This is a genomic window from Olivibacter sp. LS-1, from assembly GCF_008245145.1.
Taxonomy (GTDB): domain Bacteria; phylum Bacteroidota; class Bacteroidia; order Sphingobacteriales; family Sphingobacteriaceae; genus Olivibacter; species Olivibacter oleidegradans.
The window spans coordinates 2,146,820-2,172,415 of sequence record NZ_CP041643.1 but is presented as its reverse complement, the minus strand read 5'-3'; the positions used below and the strand labels follow the sequence as shown (position 1 = coordinate 2,172,415).

Sequence of the window (25,596 nt, the reverse complement as noted above, 5' to 3'; positions counted from 1 at the left end):
AAATCTTGTTTCTAAAAATCGATTTTCGCGCCAAACGTAATAACGCGCGGCAACGGATAAGAGCCATAATCCACTCCTAAAAATGCACCGGATGGAACACTTACAGTTGATGTTGCAGACGGCACCGCATTCGAAAATATATTGCTATAGGATGTCGATTGGTAAGTGGTATTCTCCGGATCATAATTGGTGTATTTACTCCACAGATAAACGTTTTCTGCATTGGCAAAAATGCGTATTCCTTTTGCCGGTGTTTTTGACACCCAACGTTGTGGCAAGGCATAGGAAATTCGGATGTTCTTCAGTCGAACAAAGGTGGCATCTTCTACCCAATAGCTGGAGAAGCGTTCTTGATAACCTTTGGGATCAACCGTTGGCTTAAAATGCCAGCCATCTCCCGGATCGCTTTCCGATTTCCAATAATTGGCTACCTTAGCAAAGGCATTGCGTCCGGCATTCCATATACCATTAAATCGAACCAGCTGATTGGTAATCTCACCGCCAAATGAACCTTGGAAAAGAAAGGATAGCTCAATCCCTTTAAACGAAAAGCTATTGTTCAAACCTACAATAAAATCGGGTTGGTTATTGCCTATAATGGTTCGATCGGCTTCTGTAATACGGCCATCGCCATCTACATCCCTAATTTTTGGATCTCCGGGTTTTGTAAAGCCGTCACCTCTGGCTGGACTCGCTTCTATTTCTGCCTGATTTTTGTAAACACCATCATATATATAGCCAAAGAAGTTTGATATAGGCTGGCCGACTTCCGTTTTTACCTGAACAACGTAATCGGTATAAAGTAGAGGCGCATTACCGGGACCCAATTGCAGAACCTTATTTCTGTTCAACGACAAATTAAAATCGGTACTCCACTTAAAATCACGGTCTATATTCCGACTATTAATATTCAGCTCAAATCCCCGGTTCCTTAATTTACCCGCATTGGTTAACTGTGTCGCAAAACCGGTGATATCCGGTACGGGTACATTGAGTAAAAGATCATTCGTAACAGAATGGTAGAATTCGGCACTCAACCGGAAGCGGTCTTGAAGGAAGGCGACATCTACACCCAGGTTTAGCATATTGGTTCTTTCCCACCGCAAATCCGGATTAGGAATATTGGTCAACATTAAACCTGTTGCCAGCTCACTTCCATAAACATAATTGGACGCTCCCAATAGGCCAATCGGACCGTAGTTTGGAATCTGATTGTTACCCGTTGCCCCATAACTTGCACGTAATTTCAGGTTATTAATTGCTTTTACTGATTCGAAAAATTGTTCATCCGATATCACCCAACCTCCCGAGATAGAAGGGAAATAGCCAAAGCGGTTATTTGCTCCAAAACGCGAACTCCCATCCCGACGCAATACTGCTGATAAAAAATAGCGATTTTTGAAATTGTAATTCACGCGACCGAGATACGATATCATAGCCCATTCGTAGGCAAGTGAAGTTCCTCCATTCACGGTTCCGGCATTTAATGTCGGTACCAGATTGTTGGGAAAGTTGCCGGCAGAAAGCGCTTGGTATTCATCTCGCTGCTTTTGCACCGTGTACCCTAATAAGACAGCCAAACCGTGATCATTGAACTGCTTATCATAATTTAAGGTATTTTCCGACAGCCAGTTAAGCATAAATCGGGAGTTAGCGTTTCCCTGTGCAGGAAGGGCCGACGAATACCCATACTTCTGATCTTTATTCCAGAACATTTCGTAACGTGTATTCAGCAAATTTGCATTGATGCTAGTTTTGAATTTGAGTCCATCAAGAATTGTGTATTCAGCAAAGGCATTACCAAGCGTATTGAACGATTTATTTTGCTTGTAAAGTTCTCTCGTGAGCGAGTAGGGATGCCATAGCTGCAAATCCGTATATTGCGCAAAACGGTACCAGCTGGAATTCGGGTCCTTAAATCCGAGGTTACCGTTTTCGTTATACACCGGAAATATAGGTGCACTTTGCAAACCTAGACTGATGACATCGCTCTTTCCTTCCGTTCCTTCGGTACGATCGTAAACGCCCGTCACACCTAAGTTCAATCCAATAGCAAATCGATCCGATACTTGTTGCCGAATATTGGAGCGCAGGGTTAAACGCTTTAGATAATTCTGATCTAATACCGCTTCTTGATCGAGGTAATTGCCGGAAAACAGAAATTGTGTTTTTTCCGTACCTCCTGAAACGGATAACTGCGCCTGGTGCGAAGGGGCTGTACGAAACATAACGTCCTGCCAATCGGTGCCTGTACCCAAAGCAGCTCGTTTCACTGGATCGGTAAAGTCTTCCGGGATTTGAAAAGGCTTGGTTCGAACACTATTTGGATCGCTAGCACTTCTACCTTCTCCCGAGTTGATCCACCCGTTGTTGTGTGCATCGATATAATATTGGATGTACTGTTGTGCATCCATCAAATCAATCCGTCGACTCACTTTTTGGATACCATACTCGTAGTTGAAACCGACATGAGTTGTACCCGCTTTACCCAATTTGGTCGTTACCAATACGACGCCATTGGCTCCTCTTGAACCATAAATAGCTGCTGACGAGGCGTCTTTTAGTACTTCCACAGATTCGATGTCTTGTGGGTTGATATTATTTAAATTAAAGTTCTCTATAGGCATGCCGTCTACGACGTAGAGCGGATTGGTACCGGCAGTAATAGAACTCGTTCCCCGGATTCGAATGTTCGGCGACTGCCCCGGCGCTCCTTGAGATTGGGAAATATTTACACCCGCTAACTGCCCTGCCAGCGACTGTGCTACATTACTGAAAGAACGGTCTTGGAATTTTTCGTGACTAATCGATGCTACCGCCCCTGTTACCGCACGTTTGGTTTGCGTACCGTAGCCTACTACAACGACTTCATCAAGGCTTTGCTCTTGCTCCACAAGCTCAATTCGAAGCAAACCTTGTTGCAGAACAGGTACTTCTTTCGTCTCATAACCGATGGATGAAATAACAAGGCTTTTCGTATTTTGGGAAACCACGATACGAAAATGACCTTCAGCATCCGTCACACTGCTTTTGGTGCCATCTTTCGTCTTAATCCCCACTCCGGGAAGCGGTTCCTTCGTTTTGGCATTCGTTACCATTCCTTGCAAGGAACGTTCTTGGCTGTAGGCTATCCCCGACAACAGCCAAAGGCTTGTCATTAACATGATTAACTTCATTGAATTAGGCTTATATTCACAATAAAAAAATTCAACGCTTAAATTGGTTTAAGCGTCAAACTTACGTTTTAAACCTACTGAAGTTTTGTAAGATATTTGCTTGCTTGTGTAGGATATTGTCAGCTTTCGGCTATCAGCTGTCAGCTATTGGCCTTCGCAGTGCCACTGCTACTGCAACTATTTCGTTGCCAGCTCCCAATCAAGCTGTAGGCCTTAAGCGATAAGCTATAAGCTTTAGAGGATAAGGTCTATTTCCAAAATTCATCGCTCATAACTCCTAATTCCTGCCTACCGGCAGGCAGGCATCATTCCTTAACCAACCATACGCGTCCTCCAATCCTGCTTTTCTTTTTATCTCTTCTGATACCATAGGGCCGTTATTTTCCCAAACATTGTTGGGGCCATTCGCGTTCTGCAAAAATTTCTCTTTCGGACACCAATTGTTTTTAACAGTAAAATAGGCCGATCCTTCGTCTGTATAAAGGTAAAACCAATGTTCCGGCAAATGGGCATAAGGAGCAGCATAGATGCTATCGATATAGTTATTTTCGATAACAGAGCCTGGTTGCGCAGAGAGTGTATAAATACCGGCTACATCATTCATGTACTTGGCGTAATGGTGAATTTTATTGGCAATAACACGATTATTAGCCATTACATTCACCGTTGGCGTCCAGCCCCAACCTAAACTAATACCTGTATAGGCGATCTCACTGATTTCGTTATGCCGGATATCGGTATTGTTGACATAGCCTGCTCCTATAGCCACACATCCCCAATCTTCCGTTGTGACATTTTTAATGAGGTTATTCTCTACGCTATTATGGGAGGCCACAACCCGCCTGTCCGTTGGGTTATAAGGCAGGTGTGTTTCAAACGCCTCATCCGAAAACACACCTAGCAATATACCGGATCCGCCTATATCATGAAACACATTTCCTTGGATCGTATTGAACTGAACGGCTTTATGATAATCCAAACCCGTAGAGGCTAAATGTTCAAATCGGCACCCTTTAAAGGATGTGTGCTGCGCATGCGATACACTTACCGCAGCCGGTGGCCGACCAATCCAAGCTTGATTTTCGAGCCCCTTTTTGTCGGGCGTTCCGGGAATCTTTAGTTTATAAGCGTCCAATAAGTACATACCGGCTTGCAAAGCGACATGTCCTTGCTGTGAGGGCCGAAGCCATGTACTATGTTGCCAACTGATGCCGGAAAAATGGATATGCTTTACAGGAACATCTAGGGTGCCCTCTATACGGAGCAGGGTTTCTAAATACGGAACAATAACATTCGCGGTAGCTAAATGTTCATCTTTTTGAGGCCAATAGTAAAGCTTTCGACGGAGTTTATCAAGATACCATTCTCCCGGCTCATCCAAAAATTGGATAGAATTGCTTAGGTAAAAGGCAGAGTTTCCGGTCTCCTTCGATATCCATGGTGCGGGCCAAGGGTGCTCGGATTGTATCTTACTCTCCGGTTGCAAAAACGATAGTCGCACACTATCCCCCTGTACAAGTGCTTCTTTTACGCGTAATACAGCAATGGCCCACCATTGATGAATGAAAAACTCCATTCCCGGCTGCCAGCTGAACCGTGTCGATTTAGGCTTGGGAATCCAGCAGGTTTGGGCTTGATGATCCCAAGATAATATCCTTTCCATGCGATCACCATCCGTGCTCTTTGCACGCTTCGCTTTCCGGTTATTAACCCAAAGTTGCCTAAAGTCAAGTACCTGATCACCCATCAGTGGTGCTTCGATTTCCCAAACTTTTCCCTGGGCTGCTGCGGGTAGCCCTTCAATTCTTCTATTTACTTTTTTCCAGCCATGCGGCAAGCTGATGCCTCCGCTGATAATCGGATGTGCATTAGCGGAGGCTTTAATATGTGTTGGACTATCCGCCGTTCCTGCATCTTCCGGGCGGATAAAAATAGCTTCATGTAATGTATAGGTTCCATCCTGTAAAATAATGTCAATCCCTCCGGATACCTCCTTGGCCTGTAAGCGCCTCCATTCCCTTGCCTTCCTTAATGCGGCACTTATAGAAGCCAAGGGTGAGTCAATACTGCCGCTGTAGGTGTCCTTTCCCTTGGGAGACACCCAAATCTCTGCCCCGCTTACTCCCTGAAAAAGCAGCGTAAGCAATAAGTAAACTGGAATGAAGTATTTGATTTTCAACATTTTGTTATCATCTATTTAACGACTTTCAATGTAAACCGAACGCTTTTCTTTTAATTCCGAGTTACTTTTTTCCGCAAAAAGTAACCAAAAACTCCCGGCTGGAAATCTCCTTTGAAAGATTCTACTTCTACTTAGCCTCTACTACCCGGATATTTCAAGGCCGGACTTTTATCGACTCGAACAGTTCCTACCTAAGGATTTATTTTTTACGTAAACACGTTGGTATCCGTTTCATTCACCTATAAAGAGCCCCTAAGCTGTAAACAAAAGTTTAAAGCAATGTGCTGTGGCGTATTCTCTTTAATCGACTGAGCGGTTAAGGAGGCCATCTGTTTGTAATCGGTACTGATGGTCGTAATACCACCGGCAATGTATTTTTTTAATGGTGCTTCATTGTAGGAAATAATTCCCAAATCCTTACCCAACACGAAAGCTGATGTCGAAACTTTATCCAACAGATTCACCATATCATCATCGTTTACACAGATATATACCTCGCCGCTATTTAATTCAACATGATCCACCTTATCCAAAATAGCACGTTCAAAAGCATATTGCTGACAAAACTTATTAAAGCCGCGCTTAATTTCATTAGGGAGGTAACTCTTTCGATGAAGGATGAGTTTTAAAGTATGGTATTTTTCGAGCGCAGGTAAGGCTTTTTCCAAAGCCTGGTAAATATCCCCTTCAAAGTCTTCATAAATCGTACTATGATTCCCTTTAAGTCGTTTCAGACGCTTATCCAGTAGGATTAATTTGTCTTTTGGAAGTGAGTCGATCAAAGCCTCCGCTTCATCTTGGTTATCAAAAAAATGAGGCAGTATCACATAGTGGCTATAGTCACGTCGCTGATTTAATAAACGCTTAAACAAGAAAAAATCGTTGTTATATACATAAAAGTCAATTGGAATATAGTTACCTAATGATGCTACCAGTTCATGATAAAAAATACTTTTCCCTTCGCTGATTTTGTTAACCAACAAGCAAATGCGACCAGGACTGTTGACTTCGGTGGTAGAAATAAAATGGCCTTTCCCCGGTACGGCTTTTAGAATACCTAAATACCGTAAGTATTTATATCCTCTATCAGCCGTTTCCCTCGAAATCTCCAAATGATTGGTAAGCTCATTCAAAGAAGGCAACACATTGTCTTTTTGAAACTTTCCTTCTTTAACGGCACTTAATATCGCATAGGCGAGTTGCAGGTATTTTGGCGTTGAAGAATAGTTGTCAACACGGATATGATCAAAAAAAATGCTATTATTCATGTTTCAAGATTTTGAAGTATCAAAAAAATAGAGATAGTTGTACGTTATAAGTTTTAGGTTTTAAGTATTTGAACTATCGCCGGCAGTAGCAAATCCAACTAATATATACGTTAGTACTTAACTTAACACTTACTACTTATCACTTAAAACTCGCCTACTGACAGTTTCAACGCCGCTCCTTTTAACCCTTTTGCGCTTGCTTTTAAAATGATTTCTCCTGTGTTCGCTTTAGCTTGGATAATAGCTAGGCATTTGCCATTATATGCTCTCTTTCGGTTTCCTTTCAGCGAGGATAAATCCGCCTGAAAGCCATTATCAACTCCTGCGATAAATCCTGGCCCTTGTATATCAAACACAATTTCATTATCTGCTATAGGTACCGGATTTCCCTTGTCGTCCATGATGTCCACCGTAACAAACGCTAGATCATTTATCCCTGCACGCAATTTATTTTTATCTACCGTAAGCCGAATGCTGGCTGGTGTGGAAGCGGTTTTAATTTCTTTTACTAAAACCTCCTTTCCATTTATGCTGGAAACGGCTTTTAACGTTCCGGCTTGAAAAGGAACTTTCCACGAAACGTGGATATCATCCCCTTGCTTTCGCCGAGTTCCTAAGGATTGGCCGTTCAGAAAAAGCTCCACTTCATCAGCTTGGTTAAAATAGGCCCATACATCAATGGTTTGCCCCGCTTGCCAGTTCCAATGTGGCAATAAATGCAACACAGGCTTATCAGTCCATTCGCTTTGGTACATATAGTATACGTCCTTTGGAAAACCCGCCAAATCAATAATACCGTAATAGGAGCTTCGCGCCGGGAAATCATAAGGCACCGGCTCACCTAAATAATCAAAGCCGGTCCAAACAAAGAGTCCGGTCATAAAATCACGTTGCTTAACGGCTTTCCATGCTTGTTCATGGCTTGTGCCCCAATACGCTGCAACCTGATCATAGGCTGATACGGTAAAATCCGGATTACCGTTCTTGACAAATTTTTCCTTCGCACTCGGCGGCCAAAACCGCAAGGTATCATGTCCTAAATCATAATGGCCTCTGGTTGCCAATGCAGAGGTCGTTTCCGAAGCGATGAACTTTTGTCCCGGAAAATTGATCGGCAGGCTATCGTATTGTTCATACTTATAATTGAATCCCAAAATATCCAATGCCTTAGCCTGCGCAATGAAATTCTTTTCCAAATGAGTTTCAGTTAATGCAGCGGTAACCGGGCGAGTATTGTCCTCTCGACGGACAATAGCTACCAGCTCTTGGGTAAGCGCCCTACCGGTGCTGTCGAACTGCTCTCGTATTTCGTTCCCAATACTCCACAAGATAACCGACGGGTGGTTACGGTCGCGCTTGATCAGGTCAATCAGATCTTGTCGATGCCATTCATCAAAGTCGAGGGAGTAATCAAACTTATTCTTTTTCTTCCTCCACATATCAAAGGCTTCATCCATTACCAAAAAGCCTAAACGATCGCATAAATCCAGGAACTCCGGTGCCGGTGGATTATGAGATATCCGAATGGCATTAGCACCCATTTCTTTGAGCAGCACAAGTTGCCTTTCCATAGCTTTCTTATTGATGGCCGCTCCCAAGGCACCCAGATCATGATGCATGCAAACACCCAGTATCCTTTTTCTCTCTCCATTGAGCGAAAAACCTTCTTTAGCATCAAAAGAAAAGTAGCGAATGCCCATCGGTACCCTATATTGATCTACTAGTTGTTTTCCAACGTAAACTTGTGTTTCGACTTGATAACAATACGGGTTTTCGGGACTCCAAAGGATTGGCTGCGGCACTTCAACTTCAAAGTTTGCCTTACTTGTACCCAAAGGCAGTTGCTGAGGAAAGCTTTTTTTAACAACTGCCTTATTCTCTTTATTAAATATCGTAATCACTATATCTGCCGATACAGCTTTACCTTCTAGGTTTTTAAAAGTAGTCTGCTGTTCGATAATAGCCCGCTCCTTTTGAACCGATGGGCTCCTTACAAAAGCACCCCAATGATCCACAGCAATCTTATTTTTGGTTACCAACCAAACATTCCGATAAATGCCGGAACCCGAGTACCAACGGGAATTAGGTTGCTGGCTATTGTCAACCCGAATCGCAATTACATTTGTTTGCTTGCCGCCTTTTACATAAGGGGTCAGATCATAGCGGAAGGAGGTATATCCGCTAGGCCGTTTTCCAAGATAATGTCCGTTAATCCAAACCTCACTATTTCGATAAATGCCATCAAAATCGATATAAACTTGCTTTCCGTCTACAGTATCGGCGACCAATTGAAAGGTCTTTCGGTACCATGCAATGCCTCCGGGGAGTGCGCCGCCCTGGTTAGTTGACGGATGTTCTTTCGAAAATGCACCTTCAATGCTCCAATCGTGTGGCAAATCCAGTACTCGCCATGCTGCATCGTTAAAATCCACTGATTTTGCTTCCGGTCGATCGCCCAAATGAAACTTCCATTGTTCATTAAAGAGCGTTTTACCCCATTCCTGCCCATACAGTGTCAAGGCAAATAAATAGAGGAAGAAGAATGACGTAATCGTTTTAAACATTTCTGATAGATTTTATGGTTGTTTTTTTGGGCCTACGGGTGGAGCAACAAACTGCAGCCCACTTTTTCCTAAGTCTTTAGACGTAGCAACTGCAATACCCCGCTGCTCATCTTTATTCACTGCGCAATAAAAATGATAGACTACGCCCTCGTGCTTCAGCACAAAAGATTTATGCGCATATAAAGCATCAAAGGGTTCAGAGGGCTCGATCAAGTTTTCACCTTCCCAGTCCGTCCAGTGGACCAGATCTTTGGAAGCTGCAAAACGATTAAAGGCGCCCTTGCGATCTTGCCAAAAAGCACCGAAATAAAACATAACGTAGGTATCGGCCATCTGTTGAATGACGGCATCACCGGTGATACCTACCGGATGATGGACAATCGGTTCCTGAAGATAGCGCTTCCAATGGACCATATCGTCTGAGACGGCCATACCGATCCGCTCAAACCATCGCGTTTTCAAATTATTTTGAGCCGAATCTCCATTTGCGTTATAGTACATCACAAAACGATGACCGCTTAGCCGCTTCTTGTCTTCGATCACTGTGCTTTTAAATAACTTACGATTTTCCCACCATCGCACGTCCGCGTCTTGCGCGGTGAATAAAGGTTTTTCCATACGCGTCCACTCATGGGCAATCCAGGGCTTTCCTTTTGTATAAGCCATCCCAATGGAGAGATTACCGGCTTCGTACCCTCTTCCGTCGCCCCCAAAATAGGACATCCAATATTTTCCTTTGTATTTTTTTAGCTCATAAGTACCTCCCCAAGTTATAACCTGTAAGGCATTATATCCGGCCTTTTGATGCGCATCCCAAGTCTCATGATCGGAAAATGACATTAATTTGCCTAAGGTTGTCCATTTCAATAGATCAACACTGCTAGCCAGCCAAGTCTCATAGCCACGTCCATCGAAGATTAAATAGGTCATATACCATTTATCGCCCTTTCTGAAAACCGTTGGACAATCCATTTTTTTATCATTACTCGGTGGCACCATCACCAAGCCATATTTATACGGTGTTTTAACCTCGCGGTAGATGCTTTCCATCTCTTCCGGCGTCACCCCTATCCCTTGCGCAAAAAGAGGAACTCCCTTGCCGAGAAGAATAAAAAGTAAAATAATATATAGGTGTTTTTCCATTTTTTGTATTAAGACTTAGGTATGATAAAGTAAAAATTCAAAAGTAAAAAAGCCTATTCACTCATCACCCATCATTCATCATTCCTTTTCAGCTTTCAGTCGAACGAACCTTTCTCACAACTCACAACGGGCAACTCGCAACTCATCACTCATCACTCATCATTCATTACCACTTTAAACCGATAATCCCCCGATCCAATCTGAACGATCAAGTGCCCCTGCTCCTTGCCTATTATTTTCCAATCTGTGTCATTCATCATTTTTCCACTTTCATAAATAGATGCTCCGTCCTGAACGGGTAAGTAAATCGCGGCCCGCGCATTCGGCGGAATCTTTACTGCCAATTCAAACTGACCTTTCTCCTTTTTCCATGCTGAACGGATTAGACCATAAGGTGAATCATAAGTTCCTTCTGCACGGCGGACATCCCCTACGACCTCCGGTCGGATTTCGATTTGATTGAAAGCGACGCTTCCCTCTTGTTGTCTAATCCCCGCTAAGCCACTGTAAAGCCATTCCATTAAATGACCTAGCATGAAATGATTATTGGAAACGGTGGGTAACGCTTGCCATGACTCGGTTAATGCGGTTGCACCTTTAGCCAGTTGATAGCCATAGCCTGGCACATCGGTACGGCTGTTCATATCATAAATAACGTCCGATCTACCCGCTTGCTCCAAAACCCGGAGTACATAGCGATAACCAATATCTCCAGCTGTTAATGCGTTATTCCGATTCCGGATGTCTTGAATCAAATTATCCAAAACAGCTTTTCTATCGGAAGTGTCGACCAGGTCCATATAAAGTGCCATCGCATTTGCGGTCTGACTCCCGCTAGCATATTGTTTGGTATTGACATGGAAAAAGGTATCATTAAACGCTTTTTTAACCTCTTCCGCCAGAGATGTATATGCCTCTTGAGCCTTCGTTTCTCCGAGCTGCTCGGCAATTTTCGCCAATAACCTTAAATCGTAATAATAAATAGCGGTTCCCGTAACGCCCATGGGCGTCAGTTGAGAAACGCCGGGTGGTTTTGGTCCAAGGTCATACCAATCGCCCAAGCCTTGTTTAAGGATATGGTTAGTTGCTTTCGTTTGCAAGTAGCCTATATAACGCTTCATCATTGGATAGGCCGTCTTCAACACTTTTTTGTTCCCATACCACTTGTATAAGTACCAGGGAAGAATGATGCTTGCACTTCCCCATTCCGGTGAATCGCGGAACATGTCGCCGCCCCAGTTGAATTCGACATATTCCGGGGCAATTTCAGGTATCAGACCATTCGGCAACTGCGACTTCCGCATATCTTCTATAATCTTTTGAAGCAGTCTTTCTATGTCGTAGTTGTAGTGTACGGAAGCACCCATGAGATGGGTTTGTTCCAGCCAACCAAGTTTTTCGCGATGCGGACAATCAGTAAATACACTCATCATATTGCTTTTGATTGCCCAATCAATTAGCTGATGTGTGCGATTGAATAACTCGTTCGACGATTGAAAAGAACCAACCTGTTGAGCTGCATTGCGAACATGCAACCCTTGTAGACTGATGATTTGAGGCAATTTTTTATATGCTGACCGATCTTTTGGTGCTGCACCGCGCACTTCTACATAGCGAAAGCCGTAATACGAAAAACGGGCTTGCCAACGTTCTTCATTTTCACCTTTTAAAATATAGGTAAAGTAATAGGGACCACCGCTTGCTTTTTGGGTAACGGCTCCTTCTTTCAATAGTTCGCCCGGGTATATGCGAACGGTATCCCCACGATTTCCTTTCAATTTAATCTGCACAATACCGGAAGCATTCTGACCTAAATCATAAACCCAGTTTCCGGCACTTGTTTTTGTAATGGTCTTCGGATCAAATCGCTCCATGATCTTTAAGGGCTCTGTCATTTGGGGGTTGATTTCAGGAGGACCTTCCACTACAACGGCTTGCTTCCATGCGGTATCGTCAAAGCCTCTATCATCCCAGCCTTTCCGCTCTAAACGTGCATCGTAGTCTTCGCCACCATAGATACTGGAAAAGGTAATGGGACCCTTATCGGTCTTCCAAGTACGGTTACTGACAATATCCTCTTGGCTCCCGTCTGTATAACGCAATTGCAAACGACAAATCATCTTTGGATAACCAAAGGCTACCTTTTGTTTTCGGTATCTACCTTTTACGGGAGGAACATAATAAAAGCCATTTCCCAACAAAACACCGATCGCATTTTCACCTTTCCTTAAAGTTTCGGTGACATCAAATGTTTCATACAGGGCTTCTTTATCATATTTAACCCACCCGGCATCTAAAAAATGGTCGCCTACTTTATCACCATTTATATGCACTTCAAAATGTCCCAGACCGCTAATAAATAAGGTTGCTTTTTCGATTGTCTTTTGAACCTGAAATGACTTCCTGAATAAGGGAAGCACATTATTATCCTGATACGTATCTTTTTTATCGGCCTTTGGCAGGGGATCCCGTCGTTCTTCCGGCAACTCCTCATAAGCAATCCATTGGCCACCCTTCCAGTCTTCTTTGGTGAAAAGTCCCATTTGCCAATAAGCAGGCTCCGACCATGTTGACTCATTGCCGTGGTTATCCCACACTTTAACTTTCCAATAATAGCATTGAGTGGCCGACAACGGCTTTCCTTGGTATGGAACCTGAATACTTGTACCCCTCTCCACTTTTCCCGAATTCCAAACAATGTGCTTATCATCCGCCCAGCTGCCTTGCTGATCCGACACCAGTACCTGATAAGCTACTTGTTTTGTATTTCGCAACTGGCTTTCAAGTTTCCAACTTAACAAAGGTTGCAAACTTACGATGCCCCTCGGATTGCTTTTAGACTCCACGCGTAGGCCTGCCGTCTTCAAATCAGCGGCAAAGTTATTTCCCCAACAATGAAACAACACACATAATATAATGATAATCCTACCCATTTTTCAGTTTATAAACCTCGTTCGCACATGTATACAAGGCGCAGGTTTATGGTTAGTATTTGTCTATGAATTCAGTGGCTAGACTAGCATGCTGTCTGGCAAGGCGCGCGTAATGAAGAAAAGCGCAGTTTACTAATGGTAAATGAGCATTTTCTGAATGCGTGCAACAAGGCCAGGCGACATGATAGACCGCCACATGCAAAGATAAATGGACTGGAATATATCCGTTTATAAGAATTTTTCCTTGTATTGTAGGATATTATCTTTAAATGATCTTTTTTATTGGTTGCGATTAATCATTATTCTCAACTGATAGACGAGGTTTTAGACGCTAATAGCTACAACAAAGCTACTGAAATCACACTAAATGGTACTGGCTTCGTACTGGTTTGACACTTGCTTGGTACTGATTTGACACTGATCTAGTACTAATTTCACACTAGTTTAATACTAGCTGGGTTATACACTGATACTTCTTTTGTACTAGATAATTATCCTAGTTATCATTATTCAGATAGCTTATATCTTTCAAAATAACCGAATCACCACCATCTGCTGCAATATGCTGATAAACTTTCTTGGCAGGAATATCGAAGTCAACCTTGCTAAAGATAATATCTTGCGTATTTACCAGATGGACCATTGAGTCTTGACTAACCAACTTTGCGTTTTCAATAGCTATGTGCCTGGCATCCTTTATATCAAAAAGCTTTTCGGTCTTGGCTCTCACCTGACGAATTTCTACTTTTTCCAACGGAGCTTCCGGGATACCATCTATTCGAACAAAGTGTGAAGCATCTTCAACGATTAGATTACTGATCTGAATATCCCGAAAATGGGGCGTTAGTTCATTAAGCTCAACTTTCTGAGAACGATCTGCAGCCGCTCCTACATGGACGGCACTTCCTAACATATCCCACCGTAGCGCTGTTTCTCCAACACGTAAGCGAATGCGATCATAGAACAACTGCTCTCCACCACCTCCTCTCGGTCTTCTTGTTTTAAAGCGTATTCCATTTCCTTCGTTGTTAAAAACACAATCGTGTACATATAATTTACGGATCATACCGGCGGTTTCACTTCCAATGGTAATGCCGCCATGCCCCTTTTCTGCCAGACAATAGCGTACCACCACATTTTCGGTAGGCCGATTAACGCGCAATCCGTCCCAGCCTCTCCCTGCTTTCATCGCCAAGCAGTCGTCACCGGTCTGCAACGTGCAGTATTCGATTAGTACATTCTTCGACGATTCAACATCGATACCATCACCTCTTGGGATGCCAATCGAGTGAATCGTTACCCCTCTTATAATGACCCGATCGCAATATTGCGGCACAATATTCCAGAAGGCAGTGCGCTCTAGTCGGACTCCTTCAATAAGTACATCCCTGCAGTTAATAGGAGCGATAAACATGGGAGGAAAAATAAAACTTCCGTCCTTCCCGTCGTATATACGTTCGGCTACCGGTTTATCATGTGGAACAACATTTTCAATTACATCGTGGGTCATAATTTGTTTCCGAACGGATCCTTCTGCAGGCCCTATGAGCCGTCCCTTACCCGTAATAGCAATGTTCTCTTGATTATTTGCGTAAATACAGGCGCCTAAAGACATCACTTCCACACCTTCATTACGCGTGAAGACAACGGGTAAATAGTCTTTAATCTCTCCACTAAAATATAGCTCGGCACCCTCCTCAAGGTGCAAATTGACATGGCTCTTCAAAGCAATTCGTCCCGTTTTCCACATGCCTTTCGGTATGCGTAGTGTTCCCCCTCCCGTAGCAGATAATTCATCGATACCCTGTTGAATAATAGCCGTTACTTGGGCACCTGCTTTAGCTCCTAAGTCCGCTATGTTTTTGGTTTGATCTGAAAAAACAGGCCGCTTCAGATTTTTCATGGGAAACGGTGCTTTTATCGGTGCAATTGTATCCGGCATACAAGCCGCTCCCACCTCCTGAGCGGTCGGAATGGTATGCAGCTGTTGTTCTTTTTTTTCTTTTCGGTTGTTACATGCCTGAAGCAAGCAGGCCAAGAGCAATAGACAGCTAACAAAAGACTGAACTGCACTCATGATGCTTGAAAAATTTTCTTCATATAACGTGTATTCGCACCGAAATTACCTCTTACATCACGCGGGTTATTGGCATCTCTGGATCGCTCTATTACTAGCCATCCCTTCCAGCCCATCTCCTCTAATGTTTTTTTCACTTCTATCATATTCAAGCGTTTATTGTTTTCGAGCCATACACCATCTTCATCCGTGCAATGTATTTGACAGATATAATCTTTTCCCAAGACTCGTAATTCTTGATGCAGATCACGTCCATTTTTTAAGGCGTTCGAAAAATTGAAATAGCTTCGGATATGGGTCGAACCGATATCATCCAAAAACTTCTTTTCTCCCGCAGCATCCAGCGCCGTCTCGATGCCAATCGTTACCTTTGCTTTAGCCGCCATTTTTCCGATAACTTTCAAACGCTCCACCAAGACCGGTCGCAGTTCGGGATATTGGATCAAGTCACATTGTATACCCAAAGGAAGGAAAGCGATCTTCACACGCATCGCTTTCATGGTATCGATGCAGTCTTGTACCATTTGTTGATAAGTAGGACGCTTGGCAAGGGATTGTGCATAAAAACCAGTCATAGCCAAGGAACATATTTCAATATTTAGCGCTTTTAGTTTATCCAAGTAAGCCTTCCGCGTTGCCGGATCGGCTAGCTTATTATCAAAGGTATCCCGATTACCTAAGCCACCCATATCAACCTCCACGCCATCTGCCCCCAATTCATGCGTTAAATCAAGTGCGCTGATTTTTTGCCTTTTCAGCATCATCAAATCTATTACGCCTATTTTATAAGGGTTTTTAGCGGAGGCATAGATTGTATTAGGTAATAAAACGGCACCCAAGGCCACAGTAGTAGCTTGATGTAAAAATTTTCTTCGGTCTATTGTATACATAACTTTCTTAATTAATCAACTTTTCAAACATACGAGTTGAGCAAACCGAAGAGCGTAGCGATGAGCTCATGAACTCCTTTAAAATAGATACAAGTGAATAAATCAAGGCTTGTGTAGGCTACGTTGCACCTGATTGCAAAGCATCATTAGCGCGTATTGCAGCCGCTTTACTTCCTCAATCCGCTTGGATATTGCAACATGAACGATGGTACATATGCTTTACTGCTCGATGCTTCCGTATCCTCCAATGCCATACTCCCCACACCTCGACGCCATTTGCCTGTTTGCAAAACCCTCCGTTCTACTAAAATATCGCCTAGGAAATTTGCGGTTTGCAGATTGATGCACCACCATTGTAGCAAAGTTCCAAGCGATGAGTCTTTGGTTACTTTTTTCATCACTTGTTTGTTTTCAATGGCATTCAAGCTACTTCGTGGTCTGCGGAAGAAAGTAACACAAATTACTTTTATTGAAACAACTTCTCTAAATTTTCATAACCTTTCAAGGCATTTGCAGGAAGTTTTTCCCCATTCTCCCCAAATACATAAAGTGCCTTTTCATCTTCGATCGTACATTTACTTTCGTCGTAATTTCCCTGTTTATCTTTCACGGCTTTTTCGTCCAAACCGAAATGTTTGATCATAAAATCATATACCGGCTTGCGCTTGGAAAAACCGAAATCATGTCCATCTTGCGGTAGATGTATATTCTCCACCAGTTCTCGCCTCCCATAATAACCGTATAGTTTTTGCAAATAAGGCAAATCATGCTCAGGCATATGGGCCGTCCAGTCCCCGCCATCGGATATAACAAGCTGTGGATTAGGTGCGGCCATAGCTGCAAGCTCCACATTATTCGTTCCGCCACCACACAAATGGATTGGCATGCCGCTTTCACAAGGACATCCTCCATAGAAGTAGGAGGACAGTGAAACGACAGGAATGCTTAATTTAATACGGGGATCAAGGGCTGCCATCAACACGGTTTGACTGCCACCGCCGGAGCCTCCGCAGATAGCTATCCGCGAAGTATCTGCATTGGGCAAGCTTAACAAATAATCGAGAATACGTACGGCTCCCAGTGTCTGTACGGTTTGCGACAAGCTCTTTCGGTGATCCTCGTATTTAAATTGTAAACCGGATTCGCCCCAACCGAACAAATCGTAACTGAAGGCCATCGCTCCCATTCTAGCTGTCATGGCAAAACGGATTTGTGCATCTTTACGGAATCGATGGCCTTGCCAGTGTCCGTCCGGACTTAAAACGACGGGTATTTTTCCCTTTGCTTTCATTGGCCGATATAAGGATCCGTTCACATAGACTCCCGGTAATATTTCAAGGGCAATATTCTGAACCGTATAACCATCCATTTTCCGTACAGGTGTAACTATCGGTTTCGAGACAGGCTTAGCGGGTAATGGACTTAGTTTTAATGCTTTCCATAACTCCTTTCGAAGGCTGTCTTTCCTTAATTCCCAACTTGCTTTGTCGTGATATCGAGCGGCCAGCGTATCCAGTTTCTCCCAACCTTCTTGCACAGGCCAACGGTAGTATTCGTACTCTTTTAACTTATAAACACCTTCTTTTTCCTTATTCACTTTTAGGTCCAGAGGCGCTAAGACCTGCGAGAGGGTCTCATCTACCGTTGGTCTAAACCGCCATAAGGCATAGGTTAAGTTTCGATCTTTTACCTGATTTTCGTTGTATTTGATCTTGACACCGAAACGAGCCTCAATTTGTTGCAGTACGTCTTTAAGCGGCATCCGGTATTGACGATCGCTGTCCTGCGCGCGAGTTGATCGCATAAAACATAGCTGACTTATTACCAGCGATATGAGTAGTATAAACGAAATTCGACCTGTCATTATTAATCTTCCTCTTTCTTGTATTCTTCTAGTTTAGGAGCTGTATACCCCTTTACTTTCGGCCATTCGCCATTTTTTATAGGCAACAGCTTGAGTTTGTTTGGATCAACGACGACATGTTTTATTTTTTGTCGCCTCCAAGTATAAATAAAGTGCAGCAAACCATCTTTCGTTTGGATCACGGCGGGATAGGAATACTGGCTAATGGGTGAATCTTCTAGTATCAGGGCGGCCGACCAGCTCTTTCCGTCTTTTGATACCGATACGTTTAAAGGTGTCCTGGGGCCTTTTGCCAGATTTCCCGGAGGAAGTACATGGTTATAAACCAATACATGGCGACCATCGGCCATCGTTACCGCATCGGTTCCTGAGTTATTATTCGGCAAGCTTGTTTTTTCGAGTGGCGACCAGGTTTCGCCGTTGTCGGTCGACCATGATTGCACTAAAGCTCGGTTACGACTACGAGCGAGCAACTGTAAGGTGCGATTACCATGGACGAGGATACTTGGTTGGATCGCGTCAATACTATCCTTCGCGGCCAAGGGGCCAATTTTGCGCCAAGTCTTCGTAAAATCCGGTGTTACTTCGAAATGGATTTTCCAGCCGTTACCTTCGGTACTGCTGGGGCAAAAAAGTTGTCCGTTATCGAGTAAGACGGGTTTATTTTTCACCGGACCGATATGGCCATTTGGTAGCTTTTCGGCAGTCGACCAGGTTTTTCCCCCATCTTTCGAGCGCTTTAGCATTCCCCACCACGCTGAGGGTTTAGGACCGATTTTATAAAACAAAAGTAAATCGCCGCCCGGAATTTGATAGAGCACAGGGTTCCACGTAGGTAAACGCTTACCATCTTCCTGTACACCATCAGCGGCCGAGATCGGAGCCGTCCAAGTGCCGTTTTCAAAGCGGCAAACATAAATCTCCACATCGGGATGACGCTCCTTGGTCCCACCAAAAAAAGCTGCTACCAAACCGCTAGGCGTTTCTGCCATAGTTGCTGAATGGCACGATGGAAAAGCCGCCTTCTCATACAAAAACTCTTCTTTCAGGATGCCCTGTTTCCACGGCTGTTTTTCTTGGGCATGCGCGCCTATAAATACACCGAGCATAAGCAAGGTTAATAAACTAATCTTCATCATTTTAACCATTATTTTTCTCCTTTGCTTTTTTCGCCTTTGCCGCGTCGACATAGGCTTTAAATAGTTGACGCCAGTTCCGGCCATTTGCATTGAAATACTGTTCAATTTTGGTTTTGTAAATCTCGAAAACAGCAGATATCTGCTTCATACTTTTGTAATCCACCGCCTGCTCCCGTGCCTGCTCGAGGTTTTGCTTGATCACCTCCCGTTCTTTTGCTGTTAAATCGGGAACAATAGCTTCATAACCTTTTGTTGTAAAAGCCACTTTACCGATCGTGTATTTATCCAGAATAGTCGCTACCTGCTCTTCAGTCAAATCTTTTCGCAAACCGTCCATTAACTGTTGATGAACTTCTGTCGGCATGGCACTATCCGCAATGATTTGCCGATCGAGTTCACTTAACTTATTGCCCGTCGCGGGATTGATACCCGCCGGTACCTCCGTAAACGGGTGACTATTGTGCCAATTCCGTACGGCCTTTAGATGCCCGGATATCACCTGCACCACGCGTGCTTCTTTTGTTTTGTCGTGCAACTGCAAATTTTCGACCCATTCCTGTGCTTTCTTGAGCTGCTCGGCATCCGACTTTTCCAAACGCGCCGCATCATCTTGGCCATGACTCGCAAAGGCGAATAGCAACAAAGCAAACAGGAAACTTAAGGTTTTGATGTTTTTTAATTGGTTCATCTCTACAATTTATTTTTATTAGCTATCGGATTTCGGTTATCAGCAATCAGCTTTCAGTCACACAAACCTTTCTCACAACTCACAACGGGTAACTCGCAACTCATCATTCATCACTCATCACTCAACCAAGTCAACACTGAACTGATACGTTCCAGCTCCCACCTCAAATACACTATGGCTATTTTCTTTTTTCACAAATCGAAGGCCTTCCAGACCTTCTATTCCTTCTCCATGTTCACGGATTTTTTCTTGATCTGATGTTGGAAAATAAACCAACGCGGTTGTATTGCCCGGTACTTCAACCGTCCATTGCAGTTTATCTTTTCCTTTTTTCCAGCTGCTCCGGATCTGTCCATATGCTGAACGATGGGCTCCTTCTACCTGCATGAGCGGGAGACTGAAATCGGGCTTCATAACAATTTGCTTGAAACCCGGTTTATTTGCTTTTATGCCAATTAAATGTTCATAATACCAGATCAGTAAATCACCCAATAGCATCACGTGGTTTTGGGAATTCATGGAAGGATTTGCGGTATCACCATTCCATAGTTCCCAAATCGTTGTTGCACCTTTTTCCACCATATATCCCCAGCTGGGGTAGCTGGTGTTTGTCGCCAACTGAAAGGCTAGGTCAGCACGCCCCTGATTGCTAAGTCCTCTCATTAAGTACTGCGTACCAATGACACCCGTGCTAATATGTCCCTTGTTCTCCTTCGTAATTTTGGTAACGATATTTTCAAAAACCTGCTTCCGGTATTCATTTGGAACCATATCGAAATAAAGCGGGAGCAAATTTGCCGTCACCGTATTATTGCTGTATTGTCCTAAATTTTTGTTCAAATACTTTTGGTTAAAAGCTTCCTTTATATCCGCTGCTTTGGCCTCAAAGAATTGCTTATCGACCTCATTGTTTACAATACCCGCAAAGCTCTGCATCAGTCGCAACAGGTAATAATAGCTTGCCGAGGCCAATAACATCCCCTCCGTATGGCGTAATGGATCTCTGGAATGGATCAGCTCTTTAGATTCCGGTGGCACGCACCAATCACCATACTTATCCTTTGTGATCAATCCATTTTCCTCATAATTTTCCCACATATACTGTATCCATCGTTTCATGGACGGATAATGTTTCCTGATAGCATATACATCCCCATATTGTTGATACAGCATATCCGCGACGGTTAGATAAGTCCCCGGCCAAGTTACATTATCGCTGTAGTAGCGCCAAAAAGCAGGCGCTACGTCCGGAATGCTTCCATCCGGCAGTTGAGCACCCTGAATATCGTCCAGCCATTTGGTATATAACTTCGCGTTATCAAACAAAAAACTCTCTCCATAACAGCCTGTTGTACGGTCACCAAGCCAAGGCTGTCGTTCGTTCCGCTGAGGGCAGTCAACCGGCATACCTTTGTAATTTCCCGTAATCCCCCACCATGCATTTTGGTAAATCGCATTCAAGATTGGCCGGTCGCTTGTAAAGCTGCCGGTAGTTGCCAAGGCATCATAAACAACTAAGCCTTGCAAATCGTCTAAGGTAGGTTCCCCCGGATAGCCGCTTATTTCTACGTATCGAAAGCCATGATAAACAAAGCGTGGTTCCCAATATTCCGTTCCTTCGCCACGTAAGGTGTATACATCCGTTACTTTCGCGTCTCTTAAATTAGCAACAAACAAGCTCCCATCTGCTTGAAGGGATTCGGCGAAACGCATCTTTACAGCCGTTCCGGAAGCGCCTTTTACCCGAATTTTCAGCCAACCGGTCATGTTCTGCCCCATATCGACGATATAAGTATTTTTATTAAGTAGACGAATCGTTTTCGGTCGCAAGGTATCCATTACTTGCATAGGTTCATTGAGTTGTGCACGAGGCATACCGCCTGGTTCCTGTACAAAAGACGCTTTGAGCCAAGTTTGATCGTCATACCCTACCTGATGCCAACCAGGCAACTCTTTCCGTGCATCATATTCTTCACCATCGTATTCATTGTTGGTTCGTATGGGGCCGTCCGCAGTCACTTTCCAGGTGTCGTCCGTGCTGATTGTTTCCTTCGTGCCGTCCTCATACCATATATCAAGATTTAAACGCATCTTTGGATAGCCGAACGTTTTTATTTTATAAGGTTTATAGGCTTGCCGCATGGTGTAAAAACGACCATTGCCTAATATAACGCCAAGCGCATGCTTACCGCGCTGATTAAGGTGTTGGGTTACATCAAAAGTATTGTATTTTACTTCCTTCGTATAATCGGTAGGAGCAGGTGCTAGTACTTGCTTTCCTATCTTTTCACCATTTATATAAAGTTCATACAGGCCTAATCCTATGATATAAACCATGGCCTGTTTGACCTTTTTATCCGTTTGAAATTCCTTGCGGAAATAGCGCGCCGATAACCTGGAGAATTGATCTTCACGGTCCCATTCAAAGGGTCGATCGAGACCAATCCATCTACCTTTCCAATCATTGTATCGCAAAAGACCGACGGTCCAATAAGCAGGTTCACTCCACCGAGTCTCTCCATCATCTGTCCAAATTTTCACCCGCCAATAACATTGATCGCGACTATTCAGTTTTTCTCCGTTATAGGGTACTTGTATACTACTATCACTTAATACCTTACCGGAATCCCATCGATCGGCGTATCCTTGTTTCAATAAATCCAAAGAAGACGCCACCTGTATCTGATAGGCTGTTTGCATCAGACCCCGTTTACTGCCGATTAGCTGCCAACTCAGTCGCGGAACCTCTTGATCAATCCCCAATGGATTAGTTAGCGATTCACAGCGTAGATCGCTTAACCGCACATCGGTCACCTCAGCAAAAACTGCCGGAAAAAACCATAAAGTACAGAAAAGAAAAACCAATAAACGCTTACTTTGCATGTTATTCTTGCTCGTTAAAATCAAAATACAAGGTCAACTCTTTTGCCCTACTCGGATCTTTTTCATAGTCGTAGAATATGTTTTTCATACCCATGGGGCCTGTATTTTCCCGTTTTTGGGTTTTCGTCCCAATTCCTGAAATTCCTTGCATAAAGGAGATATCACCCGAAGGGAAGACGAGATCATAATTTTTCCACGGGTCTTCCTTAAACGCAGGTGTGTACAGTCGCAGAAAGATATCTTCATCGGGAGTTATTACTTTAAAGGAATGGTTTTTAGTCTTGATACGCGCCCAGTATAGATTCGCGTGATAACCTTTAAATTCAGGATACAACCACGGTGCCTCGCCCGTTTCACTCGTATTATATGCTTTGTCCCACACGCCCAAACTTTGCCCCTTCATTCTGTTTTTCCAAACGCGATAGGGCCCTTTACCCATATAAGTAACACGCAACATTTCCTTCTCGGGAAGTGAAAAATTCAAGCCTACATAATCGGTAAAATAATCCCCCGGAAAATAGCGAACAAACAGTTTCACCAATCCCGAAGGGTAGAAAGTCCACTCCAATGTATTATAATTTGTTTTTGTGTCGAAAGTTGAAGCAAACACCAGCTTAGCACCGTCCTGATGTAATTGAAAATTGCCGAAGTTATTAAGGCCTTGTTGGAGAACGGGACCATCGCGGAAAGGGATCGCTCCTTTCCCATTTGTTACCTGCAACAATTGGCCATTTTGCTTATTCAAAGTCACACGCAGCGCTCCTATATGCACGAGAAGTAAGCTATCTCGCTCTTCATGGGTTATTTTATTCGTTCCCCCTTCTTTAATTAATTGACGGGCCACTTCCTTCGGAATTTGCACGGGAAACGACCAGGTAAAGAGTTCTCTTTTGTAAGGATCAAGGGCTGTAAGATACAAGACCTGATAATTTCGCCAGTTTTGGGGAAGTGCTATATGTAAGGCCCCTTTTTCAAATGGTTTAATATCCGGCGATGTTATGGTTCCACTAACAGAATCAGTAGCCACCCCATCGCCCGACCAAGTCTTCAACTTCCAGGTAAAGGAACATTGGTTGAGATTGGTAAAGGCATAGCGATTTTCAATGGACAAGACACCATCGAAGGCGGGTGTAATTTCCCTGCGCTCGATAAATACAGGACTCCATATTTCTTTAATGGCGTAGAAGCTCCCCTCCTTTTCCCGATAGGGTCCCACGATACCGTCGGCACCACGATTGCCATCGGTATCGATGGAATCCTTTTTATCCTTTCGTACCACGCCTTGATCGGCGAAGTCCCATAAAAACCCGCCCGCTGAAAGCGGTTCTGACCACATATGTTTCCAATAGTCTTCTAATCCGGCACCGTGACCGCCATCGTACATGCCATGGAGAAACTCGGTAGGCATCACAATATCCTTCCCATGATCGTAATTCCCAATGCCATAATTATATTCTCGGTAGTGTTGCGTCTCGATCCCGCCGAATAATTGCCAAGGGTGTACAACAGGGCGTTGCTGCCTGTCCTCTTGTAGAAAAATGCTATCTAAATCAAAGTTATGGCCGCCCTCGTTTCCATTGGCCCATAGCACGATGGATGGATGATTTTCATCATGAATCATCATCTCCTTTAGCAACTTGGTACCTGTTGAGGTGTCATAATGCCCGTGCCATCCCGCCAATTCATCCATTACATAAAGTCCGAGCGAATCACAGACTTCCAGGAAATGATCGTCGGGTGGGTAATGTGACATCCTGACCGCATTCATATTCATGGCTTTCATCAGCTCGACGTCTTCGATACTTAAGGCTTTACTGGTTGTCCTTCCTGAGCCGGGCCAAAAGGAGTGTCTGTTAACTCCTTTAAATTTCATCTTTACCCCATTGACGTAGATACCATCCCGCTGCTTCACTTCCACCGTTCTAAAGCCAAATCGCTGCTTAACCCGATGGATCAATTTGTTTTTATCATATAAGTCGAACACGACTTCATAACGATGAGGGAATTCGGCCGACCATAACAAAGGCTTTTCGATATGGCCTTTAAGACTGATCTGCGCTTGACCACCAGCCAGTGATTGCTGCATAACATTGCCAACGGCCTTACCTTCCAGTGTATAAATTTGTGCTTGTATCCGGTCAGCTTGTCCATTAACTTTTACAAAGGATTCGAAGGCACCATTTGCTAAGGCATTGATCGAAACGCGCGCGATATGCCGTTGAGGCAGTACTTCTAGCCATACGGGACGGAAGATACCACCAAAAATCCAGAAGTCGCCTTTCCGCTCTGCTGCGTTTACCGACTCGTTGGCGGAGTGTTTAGATACCTTCACTTCGAGCACATTCTCTTTTCCGTAATGCAAAAGTTTCGAAATATCGTACTTAAAGGCGTAGTAAGCGCCTTGGTGAATCGGACCGGCCAACTGACCATTAACCTTCACTTCGGCGTCCGTCATCACGCCTTCAAACACGATGTTAACATGTTGCGTCTTCCATTCTTTAGGAATCGGAAAGCGATATTTATATAAACCTTCCTCTTTCCCAACCTGCTCGGTTTTATCAAAGCCATAATTATAGTTCCCAAAACCTTCCAACTCCCAATTGGATGGAACGGGAATAGAAGTCCATTTCCCTGCATGAGCTCCGCCTGTGCAATAGAATTCCCAATTTACTCGATTGTCTTTCCCTGTACCCGATAGGTAAAGGCGTTTTGCTTCTTGGGCTTGGGAAGAGAAGAAAAGGCAGAGTAAGCCAAATAGAAAACAAATGTATACAATAGGCCTCTTCATC

The 25,596-nt window shown here is 43.8% G+C and carries 14 protein-coding genes; all 14 read right to left on the bottom strand.

The genetic code is table 11. The annotated features are described in order from the left end of the window. Positions 1 to 11: 11 nt before the first annotated feature. The 14 genes from FKG96_RS08655 to FKG96_RS08590 all read right to left on the bottom strand — a co-directional run bounded on the left by FKG96_RS08655 (position 12) and on the right by FKG96_RS08590 (position 25,595). Positions 12 to 3,176, bottom strand: coding sequence for a TonB-dependent receptor (locus FKG96_RS08655; protein ID WP_149105338.1), 3,165 nt, complete (start codon positions 3,174 to 3,176; stop codon positions 12 to 14). Between the two features lie 277 nt (positions 3,177 to 3,453). Beyond that, entirely contained in the window at positions 3,454 to 5,358 is a 1,905-nt protein-coding gene (locus tag FKG96_RS08650; protein WP_246860257.1) for a right-handed parallel beta-helix repeat-containing protein, read from the bottom strand. A gap of 239 nt (positions 5,359 to 5,597) precedes the next feature. Continuing rightward, a complete protein-coding gene (locus FKG96_RS08645) occupies positions 5,598 to 6,626 on the bottom strand; it encodes a GntR family transcriptional regulator (protein ID WP_149105337.1) in 1,029 nt (342 codons plus the stop codon). A 143-nt stretch (positions 6,627 to 6,769) separates the two neighbouring features. Continuing rightward, entirely contained in the window at positions 6,770 to 9,190 is a 2,421-nt protein-coding gene (locus FKG96_RS08640) for a sugar-binding domain-containing protein (protein WP_149105336.1), read from the bottom strand. Positions 9,191 to 9,202: 12 nt separating this feature from the next. Further along, positions 9,203 to 10,333 (bottom strand): glycosylase, encoded by a 1,131-nt coding sequence (locus tag FKG96_RS08635; protein ID WP_149105335.1) that lies wholly within the window; start codon positions 10,331 to 10,333, stop codon positions 9,203 to 9,205. Between the two features lie 152 nt (positions 10,334 to 10,485). After that, positions 10,486 to 13,266 carry a family 78 glycoside hydrolase catalytic domain gene (locus tag FKG96_RS08630; RefSeq protein ID WP_149105334.1) on the bottom strand — a complete coding sequence of 927 codons (2,781 nt, stop codon included), beginning with the start codon at positions 13,264 to 13,266 and terminating at the stop codon, positions 10,486 to 10,488. A gap of 496 nt (positions 13,267 to 13,762) precedes the next feature. Beyond that, a complete protein-coding gene (locus FKG96_RS08625) occupies positions 13,763 to 15,343 on the bottom strand; it encodes a glycoside hydrolase family 28 protein (protein ID WP_149105333.1) in 1,581 nt (526 codons plus the stop codon). Beyond that, entirely contained in the window at positions 15,340 to 16,233 is an 894-nt protein-coding gene (locus FKG96_RS08620; protein WP_149105332.1) for a sugar phosphate isomerase/epimerase, read from the bottom strand. Before FKG96_RS08620 ends, FKG96_RS08625 begins: the two co-directional genes overlap by 4 nt. A gap of 167 nt (positions 16,234 to 16,400) precedes the next feature. Next, a complete protein-coding gene (locus FKG96_RS08615) occupies positions 16,401 to 16,631 on the bottom strand; it encodes a hypothetical protein (RefSeq protein WP_149105331.1) in 231 nt (76 codons plus the stop codon). Between the two features lie 68 nt (positions 16,632 to 16,699). Continuing rightward, positions 16,700 to 18,037 carry an acetylxylan esterase gene (locus FKG96_RS08610; protein ID WP_149105330.1) on the bottom strand — a complete coding sequence of 446 codons (1,338 nt, stop codon included), beginning with the start codon at positions 18,035 to 18,037 and terminating at the stop codon, positions 16,700 to 16,702. A 62-nt stretch (positions 18,038 to 18,099) separates the two neighbouring features. Beyond that, positions 18,100 to 19,236: an exo-alpha-sialidase gene (locus FKG96_RS08605; protein WP_246860256.1), complete on the bottom strand. Its 1,137-nt coding sequence runs from the start codon at positions 19,234 to 19,236 to the stop codon at positions 18,100 to 18,102. Position 19,237: 1 nt separating this feature from the next. Continuing rightward, the gene (locus FKG96_RS08600) at positions 19,238 to 19,924 is read right to left on the bottom strand and encodes a DUF3826 domain-containing protein (RefSeq protein ID WP_149105329.1); all 687 of its coding nucleotides are present in this window, start codon (positions 19,922 to 19,924) and stop codon (positions 19,238 to 19,240) included. 117 nt (positions 19,925 to 20,041) lie between these two features. Further along, positions 20,042 to 22,807 (bottom strand): alpha-L-rhamnosidase, encoded by a 2,766-nt coding sequence (locus FKG96_RS08595; protein WP_149105328.1) that lies wholly within the window; start codon positions 22,805 to 22,807, stop codon positions 20,042 to 20,044. A 1-nt stretch (position 22,808) separates the two neighbouring features. After that, a complete protein-coding gene (locus FKG96_RS08590) occupies positions 22,809 to 25,595 on the bottom strand; it encodes a glycoside hydrolase family 2 TIM barrel-domain containing protein (RefSeq protein ID WP_149105327.1) in 2,787 nt (928 codons plus the stop codon). Position 25,596: the final 1 nt, after the last annotated feature.